This window comes from Candidatus Glomeribacter gigasporarum BEG34, assembly GCF_000227585.1.
Taxonomy (GTDB): Bacteria; Pseudomonadota; Gammaproteobacteria; order Burkholderiales; family Burkholderiaceae; genus Glomeribacter; species Glomeribacter gigasporarum_B.
Window position 1 is genome coordinate 75,888 of record NZ_CAFB01000039.1, and the last position, 14,615, is coordinate 90,502.

A 14,615-nucleotide genomic window follows, 5' to 3' on the forward strand; every position below is an offset into this window, starting at 1 on the left:
ACGTATCTATTTTTGAGGCGTTTCTGGAAGAACATCTCTCTGTGCTTGCCCGCATTGACACCAGACATTTTCCGTAATCTGTGCGATGCTGCGGAATGAATCTGGCGGTATACACTTCCCGCCGCTTTTCTCGGCGGCATCACTCCGTTGGTTCTGACCTGGATGACCGACCAAATGGGCCTTCTTATGTTCCCTGCCTTCTACATCCTGTTTTTCGGAATTTTAGCGCTGCCGGCTGCTCTGCGCTTACATCCGACCTGCTGAGCAAACCGTGTCATCACAGACGCCTGCGCGTCATGTCCCTTACTCGGACAGTCCAACCCCAGAAAAAATGGTTGGGCCAAGCGGATTGATTTTGAAGCCGGTGACGTGTTTATTGATGATCTGGTAATTGGTCGCGTAGGCGATAGGCGTAAACGGCTGCTCGCGTTTAAATATTTTTTGCGCTTTTAGATAGAGCTGAGTACGCTTCTCGGTATCAATCGTTTGTTGTGCTTTCTGACGTAAGTTGTCAAACGCTTTGTTGCGCCAGTGCGAGAAAATCTCTGTTGTTAGCCATTCGTCAGGATCGTTTTTCTGGTTGATCCAATCAATCAGTAGTGCATCATGCTCGCCTTTATTTGCGCGGTGTAGGTATTCTCCCAATTCATACGTGACAATCTTGGCTTTCACGCCAATCTTTTCCCAGTCCGCCTGGATCACTTGGGCCATTAAACGGGGATTTGGGTTATAGACCTGTGGTACTGGCAGCGCCCACAGTGAAAGGGTGAATCCGTTTGGATAACCCGCTTGCGCTAATAATCGCCTTGCCTGTTTTAAATCACGTGGTGTGTCTTTTAAACTTTTGTCATACCCCCATTGCAACGGGGGCATCGGCGCAACGGCCACTTGCGCGTGGCTGTCGTAAACGGCATCAATAATCGCCTTCTTATCAATCGCCATATCCAGTGCACGGCGTACTCGCATATCGTCAAGTGGCTGATGTGTCACGTTGTACACCAGAAGCCCCATACTAAAACCTGACTGGCTTAATACTCGGAGGTGCGGCGCTTTCCGCAGCGCCGCAATATCAGAAGGACGTAGACCTGCACTGACTGCGCCCCTCGGCGAATCCGGCGCGCCTCAGTATCGAACGCCAGAAGAACAAGCGGCCACGCAAGAACGTCAGGAGAAGGCGGATCGAGAGCGCAACGCAATACGATCTGGTTTAGATTTTGGAATGAGCGATAGTGGTGGAATGTTGTCCAGGGCCGAGCGCGTCGAAACACAAGCGAACGCCGCTCGAGATCCAGCAGGGGCGCTTGCGGTCACGCAACAGGGTAGGGCAACTCCATTGATCCCTGCTCTGGCTCAATCGCAAGAAGATCAAAATAAGCAAATACGGAAGGAACAGTTCCTGCGCATGAGCGATACGTAAGCGCTCAATTTTCTGCACCTGGCGCATTGCAGGGTAGAAGCGGAGTATGGGTGTCCACCCAATTGACAGTGGACACCCTAAGACATGGATGAATCGGTATGTGATGGACTGCCAATAATCAGAGTGAAGCGAGATGGCAGTCGGATATTTGATCCGCAAGCGAAGAGCCGGCTGGTTGAAGCGTGCTTGCAGCCGGGCGTGTCGATAGCTAGCCTAGCGCTTTCGCATGGAGTGAACGCAAACCTGTTGCATAAATGGATTAGGCGAGACCGGCGAGCGAGAGAGAAGGGCGTCATGAAGGACGGGGCAGAGAAACTCTCGGCGTTTGTACCGGTCATTCAGAACAAAAGCGCTCCCGCAATAAGAGAGCGGCCTGCTTGTATGCCTGCCCTGAGCCAGTCCACTCGCAAATGGCCTGATCCTGCGAAGCCCTCCCGGCTCAATGCCTATCTGCCCAATGGCGTGAGACTGACCCTTGAGTGCCTGGGTCAGGACGCGGAGTTGGTCTGTGCGATGATTGAAACGTTGGGGCGCGGCGATGTTTCATCTGGCCGTTGATCTGCAAGTGTATTTGCACCGTGAGGCTGTGGATTTTCGCAAAGGCATTAATGGGCTCGCTGCGCTGGTTGAGCAAAGTTTGCAACGGGATCCATTTGCGCGCGCGGTTTACGCATTCAGCAATCGCCGGCGGGATCGCGTGAAGTTATTGCTTTGGGATCGCAATGGTTTTTGGTTGCTGACGAAACGGCTCGAAGCAGATCGCTTCATGTGGCCGCGCCAGCAAGCTGTCCTGGTGCTGACGATTGAGCAACTGCACTGGCTGCTGGAGGGAATCGACATTGAAGCGATGCGACGACATCCCTGGCGCGCCTATCGGCGTGTGAGCTAAACAGGTCAAGCGGTTCGCGGTGCGACCTGTCTCCTCTGCTGGATAAGCGGCGCAGATGAGTTATCGTAAGCGGTATGAATGCTTACGCTTGTTTTCCTGATTTACCGTCACCGGTTCAGCGTTATATCCGCACACTTGAAGCGGACAAAGAAGCGCTCGAAGCGGACAGGGCAGCGCTCGAAGCGCGCGCGGCGGTGGCGGCGCGGCGCATTGCCGAGTTAAGCGAGCGGGTGCGTTATCTCGAAGAGCAATTCCGGCTTGCGCAACTGAAGCGCTATGCGCCGCGGAGCGAGAAGTCCCGCGAGCGCGTGTTCAACGAAGCCGAGCACGAAGCCAAAGCGGATCCGGGCACAGACGAGAGGACGGTTCCCCTGCTGGACACGGGTCTGCCGCAAGAGGCGCCGCGCTCACCCGAACCCCCGCGGGGCCGGCGCGCGCTGCCCGCAGAACTGCCGCGCCAGCGGATTGAATACGATCTTCCCGACGCACAGAAATGCTGCCCGCACTGTCAGCGCATGATGCACCGCATCGGCGAAGACATCAGCGAGCAGTTGCATATACCGCCCCGCCAGGTGTGGGTATGGCAACACGTGCGCTTCAAATACGGCTGCCGACACTGCGAACGTCATGAGATCCGCGCACCCGTGGTGCGTGCCGAGATGCCTGCGCAGCCGCTGCCTGGCAGCGTGGCCAGTGCGGCGACGATTGCCACGGTGATGACGAGTAAATATGCCGATGGCTTGCCATTATATCGAATGGAACAGGTATTCCATCGCGCAGGCATTCAGATCGGGCGCGGCACGATGGGACACTGGCTCATTGGCGCGAGTCAACGCCATCTGCAGCGTTTGTATGACGCGATGCATCACGTGCTCCTCACACAGCCTCTAATCCACGGCGACGAAACCACCCTGCAGGTCTTGCACGAAGCCGGTCGGCACGCCCAGAGCAAAAGCTACATGTGGGCTTATCGGAGCGCCGAACCCAGCGCTGAACCGGTTGTCCTGTTTGACTATCAACTCTCACGCGCACAACATCATCCGCAGGCGTTTCTGAACGGGTATACGGGCAAACTGATCAGTGACGGCTACCTCGCGTGGCGATCTCTTCAAGGCGTGACCCACTTCGGTTGCTGGGCCCATGCCAGACGCCGCTTTGACGAAGCGCTCAAGGCTTCTCCCCAAAAAGACGGGCGCGCCGAGCAAGCGCTCACGTTCATTCGCCGGCTATACAAAGTCGAAGCCCTGGCGCGGGATAGGCAGGGTCACCCTGAGCTCTTGTACCGGTGGCGACAGCAGCACAGTGCGCCGGTGCTCACCGCTTTCAAGGCTTGGCTCGACGAACAGGCCCAGCACGTCTTACCCAAAAGCTTGCTTGGCAAAGCCATTGGCTACACCCGCGAGCAGTGGATTTACCTGAGCCGCTATGCGGAAGATGGCCATGCCCCCATCGATAATAACCTCATTGAGCGGGATATTCGTCCTTTTTGCACCGGCCGGAAAAACTGGCTGTTTAGCGATACGGCCGCGGGCGCGCGCGCCAGCGCGGTGATCTATAGCCTCATGCTCACCTGCCGTGCTTGTCAGGTCAAACCTTGGGACTACCTCAACGAAGTGCTCACCGAGCTCCCCAAACGCCCGGACGACGCTGAGGTGAATGACCTGCTCCCCTGGCATTTCGCCCAACGGCAGCCCGTTACAAAAAAGCCCCCTTCCGGATAGTTCGACACCTCAACCAGCGTTGGGTTTCCTTACGATCTCTCTCCACACCATCGATCATCAGCCTCGCGGGGCGATCACTTTCGCCCACAACGGGTGCAGAAAATTGAGGGCTTACGCTTACGATTCTTCCTGTCTCACGGTGTCCACCTTCAATTTGGGTGGACACCCATACTCCGCCTCCAACCTGCAATAAGCGAGGTGCAGAAAATTGAGCGCTTACAGCGATACGGCTCCCAAAACCTATCTCAAGGAACTGAAGCAACCGCCTCTTTCCCCTTTTGAATTGAAAGCCGGCTGGTCCATTCCGGCCGCACTGGAATGTGGATTGAATTCTGATTTACCCGGCCAAACCTGCGCGCGCGTCACCGAGAATGTTTATGACACCGCCACTGGCCGTTATTTACTGATACCACAGGGGACAAAAGTGATTGGGACCTACGATAGTCAGATCGCTTATGGACAACAGCGCATTCTGGTGGTCTGGAACCGGCTGATTTTTCCGGATGCCAGCAGTCTCAATTTGAATGGCATGCCGGGCGAAGACAAAGCGGGAAATGCCGGTTTTGATGCCCACGTCAACAATCACTATCTGAAAGTGTTTGGAAGCGCACTGCTGATGGCCGCCTTTTCCGCCGGCATTGAATTGACACAGAAACAGAATGCAACTCTCAACGGGATGCCGACCAACTCGCAAATGATTTCCCAATCGGTCGGGCAACAACTCGGCCAAACGGGCGCGGCCTATATTCAACGCGGAATGAACGTTCAACCGACGTTGACGCGCGCGCCAGGCTACAAATTCAATATCATCGTCACGCGCGATATGGTATTTCCCGGCGCGTATCAACCACACGCCGCGATCCGTTGACCAAGATCAGAAGATTGCCCTGCCTCTCTAAAAAAGCGAGCGCTTTTGCTTCTGTGATTTTTGGAAAGCATAAGGTTTGTGTGGCATTCACGCGGCGGCCTTGAGATTATTGGAATTATAGATACCGTTGGGCATTTCGGGCTACCAGCCCTGAAAGGTTGATTGAAGGGTTCCGTCGAGGGTTCTAATCCTGCAAAAGCAGATGAGTACCGCGCTTGCTCCATTGCATCTGCTGCTTTTTGGCGGAACGCTTGCTGATAACGGCATTCACAGTGCCTCAAGGCCGCCGCGTGAATGCCACACAAATCCTTATGCTCTCCTTTTTCTACTTTTTATCCTTATTAAGAAAAAAACTATACTCCTAGTAACACGGATGCGATAATATACGATCTATTTAGATTACTTGTTTTCTTTTTCAATGTGTTCCAACAAAGGTACACTGGACAAATCGGCTCCGAAGGAGCGCAAGCCGTCTCTCTTGCCCTCTACCCCCTCTGCTCAAGGGCAACCGTCCGAAGCAGCGTCTCCAACACTGCGGGAGACACGCCCGCGGCTGCGCTCCGGCCAGCGGAGTGGTCGGCCCAGAACACGGCTTGAAGCATTACAGATCGTGCCGACGCGCTGCCCCATGCAGATTTACACGTATCTCAAGAGTATTGCGCCCTATCTTTATCCTTCGTTGACACAGATGTTTGAGGATATGTTGCGGCGCTTCTTCACTGAGCGTCCGTGGGAGCACGGATTACATTGGCGCCAACCCAAGTCAGCGCTGACTGTTGCAGGCAAGAACTTAGGGCAAACAGGCTGGATGCAGGTCAATATGCGCCTTCCTGAAGAACGGGTCGCACAGATACATCAAACCGCTCAAGTATGCGGCATCAGTCACGCAGGCGTGTGTTACACCGCGCTTTTCTGGTGGGCACAATATGTGTACCCTCCGATGAAGATGATCGGAAACCCGGCATCCGCGACAAAGGCTAAAAGTCAGCCAGATTGAACGTTTGACTCAAGCATCACAACCAAATTTTGAGTTCGCCGATGGAGCACTTTGCAGTCGATACTGACTACCAAGCCTTCTTATCCGATATCAAACAGCACTACCGCAGCGCACAGCTCAAAGCGGTTCATGCGGTGAATCAACAGATGATCCAGTTTTACTGGCATTTGGGAAAACGGATACTGGAGAAACAGGCGCAGGCGGCGTGGGGCGGCAAGTTTTTGGAGCAACTGTCCCAAGATTTGCGCGCTGATTTCCCCGGCACTCAAGGCTTTTCCGTCAGAAATTTGCACTACATGAGGAAGTTTGCAGCACTGTACCCTGAAATTGTGCAACAGCCTGTTGCACAATTGCCGTGGGGCCATCTTGTCGTGCTGATTGAACAAGGCAAAGACTCCGCAGCCCGCGACTGGTACGCCGCCAACGTTGTCCAGAATGGCATCTCCCGTAATGTTCTGGCGACGCAGATCGAGCAAGACCTCTATGCGCGGCAAGGAAAACAGGCGCACAAACTGACGAACTTTGCAGAACGGCTGCCTGCCCCGCAATCCGACCTTGCCTTGCAGTTGTTTAAAGACCCCTATGACTTCAGATTTTTGCCAGTGACCGAAAGCGCTGCGGAACAGGAAATCGAACAGTCTATGGTCAATCATCTCAGAAAGCTGTTGTTGGAACTCGGCACCGGCTTTGCGTATATGGGAAACCAGTACAAGTTGACCGTGGACGGCCAGGATTTCTTCCTGGATATGCTCTTCTATCATGTCCGCTTGCGCTGTTATTTTGTGATCGAACTCAAGGCGACTGAACTGAAGCCAGAGCATGTGGGCAAACTCAATTTCTATCTGGCGGTTGTGAATGATGTGTTGCGAGCGCCTGAAGATCATCCCAGTATCGGCCTGTTATTGTGCAGAAAGAAAAGTAAACTCGTGGCTGAATATGCATTAAAGCGTACTGATGGACCAATTGGCGTTGCGGATTACCGGCTGCTGCGTGAACTGCCTCAAGAGCTTCAGGCAATACTTCCGCCCACGGAAATATTGGAATCTAGATTGAGCCCGCCCTCTAATGACGCAGCCTTTTCAATCACAGAGTAGCCTTTTGCCGCCCTTATTCTCGTATGAACTCCTCAAAATTCTTTAATCGTCTCGAAGCGCCCGCTGAGCAGATTGTCCATTTGGACATCCACCGCATTGAGCCGGATCCGAATCAACCTCGCACCCAGTTTTATCCCGTCGATGGCGTGATTGACCCGACGGTGATGCAAGCACTTGAAGAACTGGCCGATGATATCGATGCAAACTCACTGTTGCAGCCGATCATCGTACAAGAAGCGGGCGACAAATACCGTATCGTGGTGGGTGAGCGGCGCTGGCGCGCGTTTAAACTGAATCATGAACGCGGGCGCCCCAATTCGAGCGCCATTCCCGCGATTGTTCGACCCGACTTATCCGCAGCCCGATTACGGCTCGCGCAATTGTCCGAGAACTTGCAACGCAGCGATTTGACCGACCTTGAAGTCGCACAATTTATTCAAAGCGTACTCAAACAATATCCCGAACTGCAAAAGCAAGAACTGGCGCGGGTATTGAAAAAAAGCAACCAGTACATATCGCGTCTTCTTGCGCTGCTCAATCCGGCATGGTCAGACGTCGTCAACACGGGAATGATTGCGCACGCCTCGCTGCTTGAGAGCTTTCGGGCGCTGCCGGAACACAAACGGGAAGAATTAAAAGCGCGAGCGCGCCAGGAAGACCGGCCATTGACGATCAGTGATCTGCGCAGCGCCAAAGAAGCATGGATGCAGGACCCGAACAACGCTATCCATACGCGCCTGACCCCAGAGTTGGCCCATCAGACACAGGCGTTTATTGCCTCTGAAGCGCCGCGCGACGAATCCTACACACCCAGCGCCGCCCTTCAATCCGTTGCGCCCGTCATCCAGGATACCGGCGGTGAGGCCATCATCCCGTATAGCCCAAAAGCGATCAATCCGGCCGTTTTCGAAAAGCGCGAGACACGGTTAACCTTACAGCAACTTGAAGCGCTTTTAACGCGCAACGCGCTCCCGAACAAAAAACATCCCGTGTCACTGATGCTTCCAGCAGAAGAAATAAAACACGCCATTACCCAACTCGGAGGCACGCCTTCAGAAGATGAACGTCAGCTGCCGATGGTTCTGGCTGAGACGATCAATCGTTTATCTCGTTAATCGAGAGCGGTTTTCACATCTAACGCGTGTTCACTCTGTAAGCGTCCCCACATTCTCCGCAGCCCAGTTTCAAGCCTGGCTTTCCCCATACGTTTGTTTTACAGGTTATGCACGTGTATTTCATTCGAGTCGGTTTGCTTGTCAACGCTTCGTCTGGCGCAACAATTCCCGCCACGGGCATGTCGCGGGCTTGAGCGGCCTCTAAAACGCGCGCGGCGACATGACGCGCAGGAAATCGATCTGCCCAGGAGATTCGAAAATCCTTCGTGAGCAACTGCTCACATGCGGCCCAAAAAGCGCCGCCTTCGATTGGATAATGGAAAGCGTAAGGATTTGTGTGGCATTCACGCGGCGGCCTTGAGGCACTGTGAATGCCGTTATCAGCAAGCGTTTCGCCAAAAAGCAGCAGATGCAATGGAGCAAGCGCGGTACTCATTTGCTTTTGCAGGACTAGAACCCTTGATGGAACCCTTCGATCAACCTTTCAGGGCTGGTAGCCCGAAATGCCCCACGGTATCTATAAATCCAATAACCTCAAGGCCGCCGCGCGAACGCCACACAAATCCTTACGCTTTCCTATGTGGTAAATGTGCGACATGTTCTGATCATATTTAACTAAAGGTATTTCTATATCAGAAAAAATATTTAAAATGCAATTCATATATTAGAATAATGGGCGCAGGAGAAACAAAATGCCAACCTATTCTTGGAAAAATGGGCGGGACGAGGAAGTAAAATCGTCTGTCAATGAACACAAAATCATACTTCCTGCGCGGATCGCGCCGAGTATTTTGAAGAAAGTATTTGGGAAGCAATCTTTACCCTTTGCGACAAACCCGGATGGTTCTGTGGATAGTGCGGTCTATCTGGAATGGCTTCATAAAATATGGGCGGATGGAATAAAAGCATGCGAAGAACCGTCAGTTCTTTAGTTTCTCTGTTTAGAATAAAAAATTCAATTCTATAGGATGATTGCGGGGAATGACTATGACAATCGAAAGAGGAGCGACACAAACGATTTCAACCTCTACCTACAGTCACCCTGCGGCCAATACCGATGAAACCCATCTATTCGCCGCCCTTGCAGAATACGAGTACCGCATCGGCCAAACGTTGAAGATGCTGTATGGCGAATATACCTACTTAGGCGATCACGGCAAGGAGGGCGTCCGTCTTGCATTTCTGCCGAACAGTGGACCGCTTGACCAAATCAGGCGATATTTGAACGCGGGCCACTTACGCGCCCACCTGGAGCGCGACGTCCCTGCTCAGAAAGACCGCGAAGCCGTGATTGCATTTTTCATGCTCAGCGAAATGGATTCTGCTCAATTTAAAGAAAAAACGCAGAATGAGGCGCTGCCAGAGATAAGTGAAGAACCACTGAAAGAAGCAGAGGCTAAAAGGCTCAATGCGCGCGAAAACGAAGACAATACGGTTCAGCCAACCCCTGACCAAGAAACGAAGCGCACAAACGCACTTACAGGGCCGCAAGAAAACGCATTTGTGCGATTCTCCAATACGGATGACGCTCCTGCCGCGCAGCCAACCATTGCAGCAGCGGCGCAGCACAATGCTTCGCAACGCACGAAGTACAGCCCGAAAACGCTCCTAAATGGCCGATTCATTCGGGGAGAAAAAGGCGAATATCACAGGTTAACAGAGGCGCGCGTTGCACTGGTCGATGAAACGGACAAGATACGTTTCATCGACAAACAGATCGACACCTTTCAAGCTGCAACTGAACTGGCGCACTCGAAGGGCTGGCACGCCATCCTTGTCACCGGCACGGAGCAGTTTCGCCGCGAGGCGTGGTATCGGGCCAGCTTGACCGGCTTGAAAGTCGTCGGCTACGAGGCAACAGCAACAGACCTGGAAAACCTTGCGGCAGCGCAAGAACGACGCGCCATTGACCAAGCAGAAAATACTTCAGCGTATTTAAAAAGCGAATCGCGGGCAGACGCTGAACAACACGCGCTCAAGTCAGGCGGAGGCATACAACCGCCGAACACCCGGAATGGACACTACGCGGGCAAGATCATCTATGAGACGGATCATCATATCGTGCAGGATATTGGCAGGCGAACCTCCGTCGTGCATGACAAGTCGCGCTTTGATGCAGACAAGCTGAAAAAATGGATGACGTGCGGCGCGCATCTGCACGTGCAGTACGAGAAAGGCAGCGCAACATTCAGCACTCACCAGGAGCGTTCACGCGCGAGAACACACTGATGCTAATCCATTAGATTATTTAAAATCACTTTCTAAAAGCTAAAAGAGCAGGGCGCTGTTGATTGGCGTTCGGAAATTTCCAACATTAGAAATAGCACCTCAAATTTCTCTTATGGAACGCACCTATCTGTTTGTTCCTTTCAATGAAAAAGAGGAAGCAAAAGCGCTTGGGGCGCGATTCGACGCTCAGAGGAAAGCGTGGTACGTTCCCGATCACCTTGACTTATCCTCTTTCAAGCGCTGGGTCGAGCCGCCTCGCGCACTCACTGAACAAGAAATTCACGACCAGTTTACTCAAGCGTTGGAAGCGGCTGGCCTAGTTGTATCTGGGATCGTTCAAATGGACGGCCAATGGCACAAAACCACCGTCTCAACCAGCAGAAACACGAAAGCGCTCAAAGGCGCGTACCGTTGCGAAATTGTGGACGGCGCCGCCCGTGGTTTTATCGCGAACCATGATACCGGCGAGCGTCGTCCGTGGTTTCCAGAAGGGACGATGCTATCCAGCAAGGTCCTTGAGCATCATCGCCAACTGCTCAATGAAAATCGCCGCCAACGTGAACAGAACGAGCACACGACCCATGAGGACGTGGCAGTGCACATCGGAAAAAAATGGGAAACTTTAGCGCCTGACGACCATCCTTACCTCAAGCGCAAACAAGTAGAGGCATTTGGACTGCGACGTGAAGGTCATTTACTGGTGACGCCTCTGCGTGATGCAGATGGGAAAATATGGAGTCTACAATACATCTCGGACGCAGAAAAAGACAACAAGCGATATGAGAAAAACGGCCGAAAGACTGGACACTTTCACGTGCTTGGCAATTTGAATGCCAGCCAAACCATACTCTTTGGTGAAGGCTATGCAACCTGTGCAAGTCTGCATATGGCAACTTCATTGCCCGTGGTGGAAGTCTTTGATGGTGGAAATATCAGTCCAGTGTTACGTAATCTGGTACCGCGTCTGAATGGGAAGACACTGATCATTTGCGGCGACGATGATGTCATCACCGATAAACGGATATTGAAAACGCTCAATGCAACCATTGCCTCTGATGATGCAAAAACCAAGCTTTTATTATCAGAAGTCAGCGCCGATGAAGTGATCATTGATGGAGAAATGCACGCTCTACGCGCAAATCCTGACTGTTTCCTCCGATTGACCTGCGAGGCGGGCACTGAAGGCGTGCAGCGCATCGTCGGAGAGTTCTCAAATCGTGCAAGCCTTGCAAAAGTACCGGTTAAGATCCTCAATCTCGGCCGGGAAAAAGCGCTGGCCGCAGCGGCAGAACACCACATCAAAGCGCTCTTTCCAACATTCCAATCACTTGTAGGTTCGCCCACGGATTTTAACGACCTCCATGTGCGTGAGGGACTGCCGGTTGTGCGTCGACAGATCAGTTTGGCTCTGTTGATGGAATTATCAGCCCCTAGCACAATGCGCACGCCTACCGATATCGCACGTGAGGTGATCGGGGAAACCACAGTGGTTAAATACGCCAAAGAGAATGGCCAATACGTCGGCCCTATCATTGGGCAGGCGGCTTCACAGATCGTGCAGAATGTAGGACGCCAAACGGCAATTATCCACGATTCAAAGCAATTGGACACCGCACCAAAAACAGGACAAACGGTTCGCATCCAATATATCCATGGTAAAGGTCAAATCTTTGTACAAGAAAAAGCAAGAGATCGATCTATCGAACGTTAAATTGTTTATTTAATTGAGTTAAGAGAAAAATCTTGATACGCGCAGGGCAACGCAATCGTTCGATGCACTTTAGTGCATCCATTCTCATATGCTTCATGCTCTGCCTTGTGGCGTCTTCCTGGACCGCAACACAGTATTTTGCGCATGCACTTGGATATCAGGACGGATTAGGCGCGCCGCTCTGGCATATGGGCCCGCGCATCCGAATTTACCATCCGTTTGCCTGGAGCGGCTGGGCAGTGCAATGGCTCAACGCAAACGGGCTGCTTTCGACCTATGTGACAAGAATGCTGCTGGTTTTATGCACAGGCAGCTTAGCCAGTGTGTTGCTTGGGTTCTTTCTCTATTACCGGCGCAGCCTGAAAGCTGAAATCCCCGATGACCTTCACGGCTCCGCACAGTGGGCCACGGAACGTGATGTTGAAAGGATGGGACTGATTTCATATAAGCGCCGAGAAGGCCCTTTCTGGAAACGTCAACACATACACCATAAAGCAAGCGGGCCGTGCATTGGCGCACTGGATACATCGGCCGGACGCAAAATCATGCGTTCCAGCGATCCCGTGCACTTACTCTGCTTTGCGCCTTCACGCAGCGGTAAAGGTGTCGGTCCCGTCATCACTACTTTATTGTCTTATCCACATAGCACCGCAACAAATGATATTAAAGGCGAGAACTTTGAGCTGAGCAGCGGATTTCGGCATTCGGCAGGCTCACTCGTGATCCGTTTCGACCCGACTTCAGTGGATCAAAAAAGCATGGACGGGACGACTCCGTACAACATTGCCGCACGTTGGAATGTGCTGGACGAACTGCGCATATTCACCGAATACGATGTGATGGATGCGCAGAATATTGCGCAGGCCATCGCGGATCCAGACGGCGAAGGCATAGATGACCACTGGGTCAGCACCTCTTACGAACTGCTGGTCGGCGTTATATTGCATGTCAAATATGATGAGCAAGACAAATCGCTCGCCGGTTGCTCGACGTATCTAGCCGATCCCAGTTTCACCGATCCAGAGCAAATGTTTAACCGGATGCTGGATGCAGAGCATGACCCTGAAGGCGTGATGGGGTGGAAAGATTCTATGGGCAATCCTACGAAAACACACCCACAGGTCGCGCTCGCAGCGCGCGCCATGCTGAATAAAGAAGAGAAAGAACGCAATAGCGTTCTATCCACTGCAAAAACAAAGCTCAGTCTGTATACGGAACCGATTGTGGCACGCAATACCGCTCATTCTGATTTCTGTGTCAACGATCTGATGAATCACGAAAAGCCGGTCAGCCTCTATCTCGTCATTCCGCCTTCGGATAAAGCGCGATTGCGCCCGCTGATCCGGCTCTTCATCACTTTCCTATTGTTGCGTCTCACCGCCCGCATGTCATTTGAAGAGGGCAAAAGTATTAAAGATTACCGTCATCGCCTGCTACTGCTGATTGACGAGTTAGCCTCATTAAAAAAGCTTGAACAGTTGCAAGACGGACTGAGTTATATTGCTGGATACGGAATCACGGCCTTTCTATTTGTACAAGACCGGATTCAGTTACGCGAAGCCTATGGCGATCACGAAACGATGACCGCAGGCTGCCAACTGCGGATTGCCTACGCGCCGAACTCCATCGATACTGCCGAAGATATATCCAAAATGACCGGTGTGATGACCGTCAAGCGGCAGAACGTGTCATACAATGGGAATCGCCTGGGTGCCATGCTCGGCCAGATGAGCATTGCGGAGGAACGGGTCGAGCGGCCGCTGCTCACCGCCGATGAAGCCAGTCGCTTATCGCGGGATGAAATGCTGGTATTTAATACGGGCCATCCTCCGGTCCGTGCGCGCAAACTCAAATATTTCGAAATTCCTGAATTTTCAAAGCGCGCCAAGAGGCCGAGTCCTAGCCGCATCTCGATCCGCTACATCGACAAAAAGGGCCGAAGTGCGGGCCCATGGTTCATGGTGGCCTGTGAACGCAATGCGGGCAGCAAGCATTTATCTTTGACGATCAATACCTATTCGGATTTTCCCGCGGTGCGCCTGGTCGTTAAACAGGCACATATTGAGCATGACACTTTGCTTGAGTTTGAATACATGCTCTGTGATACCACAGGCGCGCCCGTTCATCGAGCGCTCACGCTTGATGATCTGCACATGACTGCAAGACCTGTTGGAGAGGTGGCGGACTTCAATCCAGAAGAAGCTTTCGAAGTGCACTTCATTGTGAAAGAAACGGAACCCTACACACATTTCTCGCAGAAAGGATTTTACCGTGATCGCTCGGTGTTCGAGCAGCAAGCGCGCAAGGCCATACGGGACTTATTCCACACATTCGAGACTCAAGAAGGCAGACCCACCGAACCGACGATAGAGTGTGCAATGCCCGACCATCGCTATACGGGCAAAGTGCTCCTTCAAACCGATCATTATCTGGCGCTCCATCGTCTGAACGATAGGGAACAAGTGTCATTGCACCGGAAATTGAAACTGGACAAAAGTGCGCAAGCGGGTCAAGCGATCATCATTCAATATGCCGGCACGAAAGGAACCGTATTAGGGAGAAAATGAGTCTGTC

At 52.6% G+C, this 14,615-nt stretch carries 12 protein-coding genes and 1 pseudogene; 11 read left to right on the forward strand and 2 right to left on the reverse strand.

The genetic code is table 11. The features are described 5' to 3' along the window. Nucleotides 1–303: 303 nt before the first annotated feature. Nucleotides 304–1,080: pseudogene (locus tag CAGGBEG34_RS03910) on the reverse strand (ABC transporter substrate-binding protein); the annotation flags it as partial. Nucleotides 1,081–1,501: 421 nt separating this feature from the next. Between CAGGBEG34_RS03910 and tnpA the strand changes: the two are divergent. The 7 genes from tnpA (at nucleotide 1,502) to CAGGBEG34_RS09620 (ending at nucleotide 8,101) form a co-directional block, all read left to right on the forward strand. Beyond that, entirely contained in the window at nucleotides 1,502–1,975 is a 474-nt protein-coding gene (gene tnpA / locus CAGGBEG34_RS03920; RefSeq protein WP_042687387.1) for an IS66-like element accessory protein TnpA, read from the forward strand. Further along, nucleotides 1,935–2,306: an IS66 family insertion sequence element accessory protein TnpB gene (gene tnpB, locus CAGGBEG34_RS03925; protein WP_238984923.1), complete on the forward strand. Its 372-nt coding sequence runs from the start codon at nucleotides 1,935–1,937 to the stop codon at nucleotides 2,304–2,306. Before tnpA ends, tnpB begins: the two co-directional genes overlap by 41 nt. Before the next feature lie 74 nt (nucleotides 2,307–2,380). After that, nucleotides 2,381–4,027 carry an IS66 family transposase gene (gene tnpC / locus CAGGBEG34_RS03930; RefSeq protein ID WP_238984922.1) on the forward strand — a complete coding sequence of 549 codons (1,647 nt, stop codon included), beginning with the start codon at nucleotides 2,381–2,383 and terminating at the stop codon, nucleotides 4,025–4,027. 208 nt (nucleotides 4,028–4,235) lie between these two features. Continuing rightward, complete coding sequence (locus CAGGBEG34_RS03935) at nucleotides 4,236–4,895, forward strand: TraB/TrbI/VirB10 family type IV secretion system protein (RefSeq protein WP_050009306.1); 660 nt, start codon at nucleotides 4,236–4,238, stop codon at nucleotides 4,893–4,895. Nucleotides 4,896–5,313: 418 nt separating this feature from the next. Continuing rightward, the gene (locus tag CAGGBEG34_RS03940) at nucleotides 5,314–5,892 is read left to right on the forward strand and encodes a hypothetical protein (RefSeq protein ID WP_006682553.1); all 579 of its coding nucleotides are present in this window, start codon (nucleotides 5,314–5,316) and stop codon (nucleotides 5,890–5,892) included. A 41-nt stretch (nucleotides 5,893–5,933) separates the two neighbouring features. After that, a complete protein-coding gene (locus CAGGBEG34_RS03945) occupies nucleotides 5,934–6,986 on the forward strand; it encodes a PDDEXK nuclease domain-containing protein (RefSeq protein ID WP_042688035.1) in 1,053 nt (350 codons plus the stop codon). A 23-nt stretch (nucleotides 6,987–7,009) separates the two neighbouring features. Next, nucleotides 7,010–8,101, forward strand: a complete 1,092-nt coding sequence (locus CAGGBEG34_RS09620) for a ParB/RepB/Spo0J family partition protein (protein WP_006682555.1) — start codon at nucleotides 7,010–7,012, stop codon at nucleotides 8,099–8,101. Between the two features lie 19 nt (nucleotides 8,102–8,120). Here the strand turns inward: CAGGBEG34_RS09620 and CAGGBEG34_RS11240 are convergent, their stop codons facing one another. Beyond that, the gene (locus tag CAGGBEG34_RS11240) at nucleotides 8,121–8,537 is read right to left on the reverse strand and encodes a hypothetical protein (RefSeq protein ID WP_050009308.1); all 417 of its coding nucleotides are present in this window, start codon (nucleotides 8,535–8,537) and stop codon (nucleotides 8,121–8,123) included. 256 nt (nucleotides 8,538–8,793) lie between these two features. On the opposite strand from CAGGBEG34_RS11240, the gene CAGGBEG34_RS03965 reads away from it, so the two are divergent. From CAGGBEG34_RS03965 to CAGGBEG34_RS03980, 4 genes are all read left to right on the forward strand, one after another. Continuing rightward, entirely contained in the window at nucleotides 8,794–9,033 is a 240-nt protein-coding gene (locus CAGGBEG34_RS03965; protein ID WP_042688043.1) for a hypothetical protein, read from the forward strand. 49 nt (nucleotides 9,034–9,082) lie between these two features. Then, entirely contained in the window at nucleotides 9,083–10,330 is a 1,248-nt protein-coding gene (locus tag CAGGBEG34_RS03970) for a KfrB domain-containing protein (protein ID WP_158641788.1), read from the forward strand. A gap of 112 nt (nucleotides 10,331–10,442) precedes the next feature. Beyond that, nucleotides 10,443–12,041 carry a DUF5710 domain-containing protein gene (locus CAGGBEG34_RS03975; RefSeq protein WP_006682557.1) on the forward strand — a complete coding sequence of 533 codons (1,599 nt, stop codon included), beginning with the start codon at nucleotides 10,443–10,445 and terminating at the stop codon, nucleotides 12,039–12,041. A gap of 107 nt (nucleotides 12,042–12,148) precedes the next feature. Continuing rightward, on the forward strand, nucleotides 12,149–14,608 hold the full coding sequence (locus tag CAGGBEG34_RS03980; protein ID WP_158641789.1) for a type IV secretory system conjugative DNA transfer family protein: 2,460 nt from the start codon (nucleotides 12,149–12,151) through the stop codon (nucleotides 14,606–14,608). Nucleotides 14,609–14,615: the final 7 nt, after the last annotated feature.

Bases quoted from the DNA above. Each gene is read 5' to 3' on its own strand.
- CAGGBEG34_RS11240 (WP_050009308.1), bottom strand. From the start codon at position 8,537: ATGAGTACCGCGCTTGCTCCATTGCATCTGCTGCTTTTTGGCGAAACG.
- tnpA (WP_042687387.1), top strand. From the start codon at position 1,502: ATGGATGAATCGGTATGTGATGGACTGCCAATAATCAGAGTGAAGCGA.
- CAGGBEG34_RS03970 (WP_158641788.1), top strand. From the start codon at position 9,083: ATGACTATGACAATCGAAAGAGGAGCGACACAAACGATTTCAACCTCT.
- tnpC (WP_238984922.1), top strand. From the start codon at position 2,381: ATGAATGCTTACGCTTGTTTTCCTGATTTACCGTCACCGGTTCAGCGT.
- CAGGBEG34_RS03975 (WP_006682557.1), top strand. From the start codon at position 10,443: ATGGAACGCACCTATCTGTTTGTTCCTTTCAATGAAAAAGAGGAAGCA.
- CAGGBEG34_RS03945 (WP_042688035.1), top strand. From the start codon at position 5,934: ATGGAGCACTTTGCAGTCGATACTGACTACCAAGCCTTCTTATCCGAT.
- CAGGBEG34_RS03940 (WP_006682553.1), top strand. From the start codon at position 5,314: ATGTGTTCCAACAAAGGTACACTGGACAAATCGGCTCCGAAGGAGCGC.
- CAGGBEG34_RS03965 (WP_042688043.1), top strand. From the start codon at position 8,794: ATGCCAACCTATTCTTGGAAAAATGGGCGGGACGAGGAAGTAAAATCG.
- CAGGBEG34_RS09620 (WP_006682555.1), top strand. From the start codon at position 7,010: ATGAACTCCTCAAAATTCTTTAATCGTCTCGAAGCGCCCGCTGAGCAG.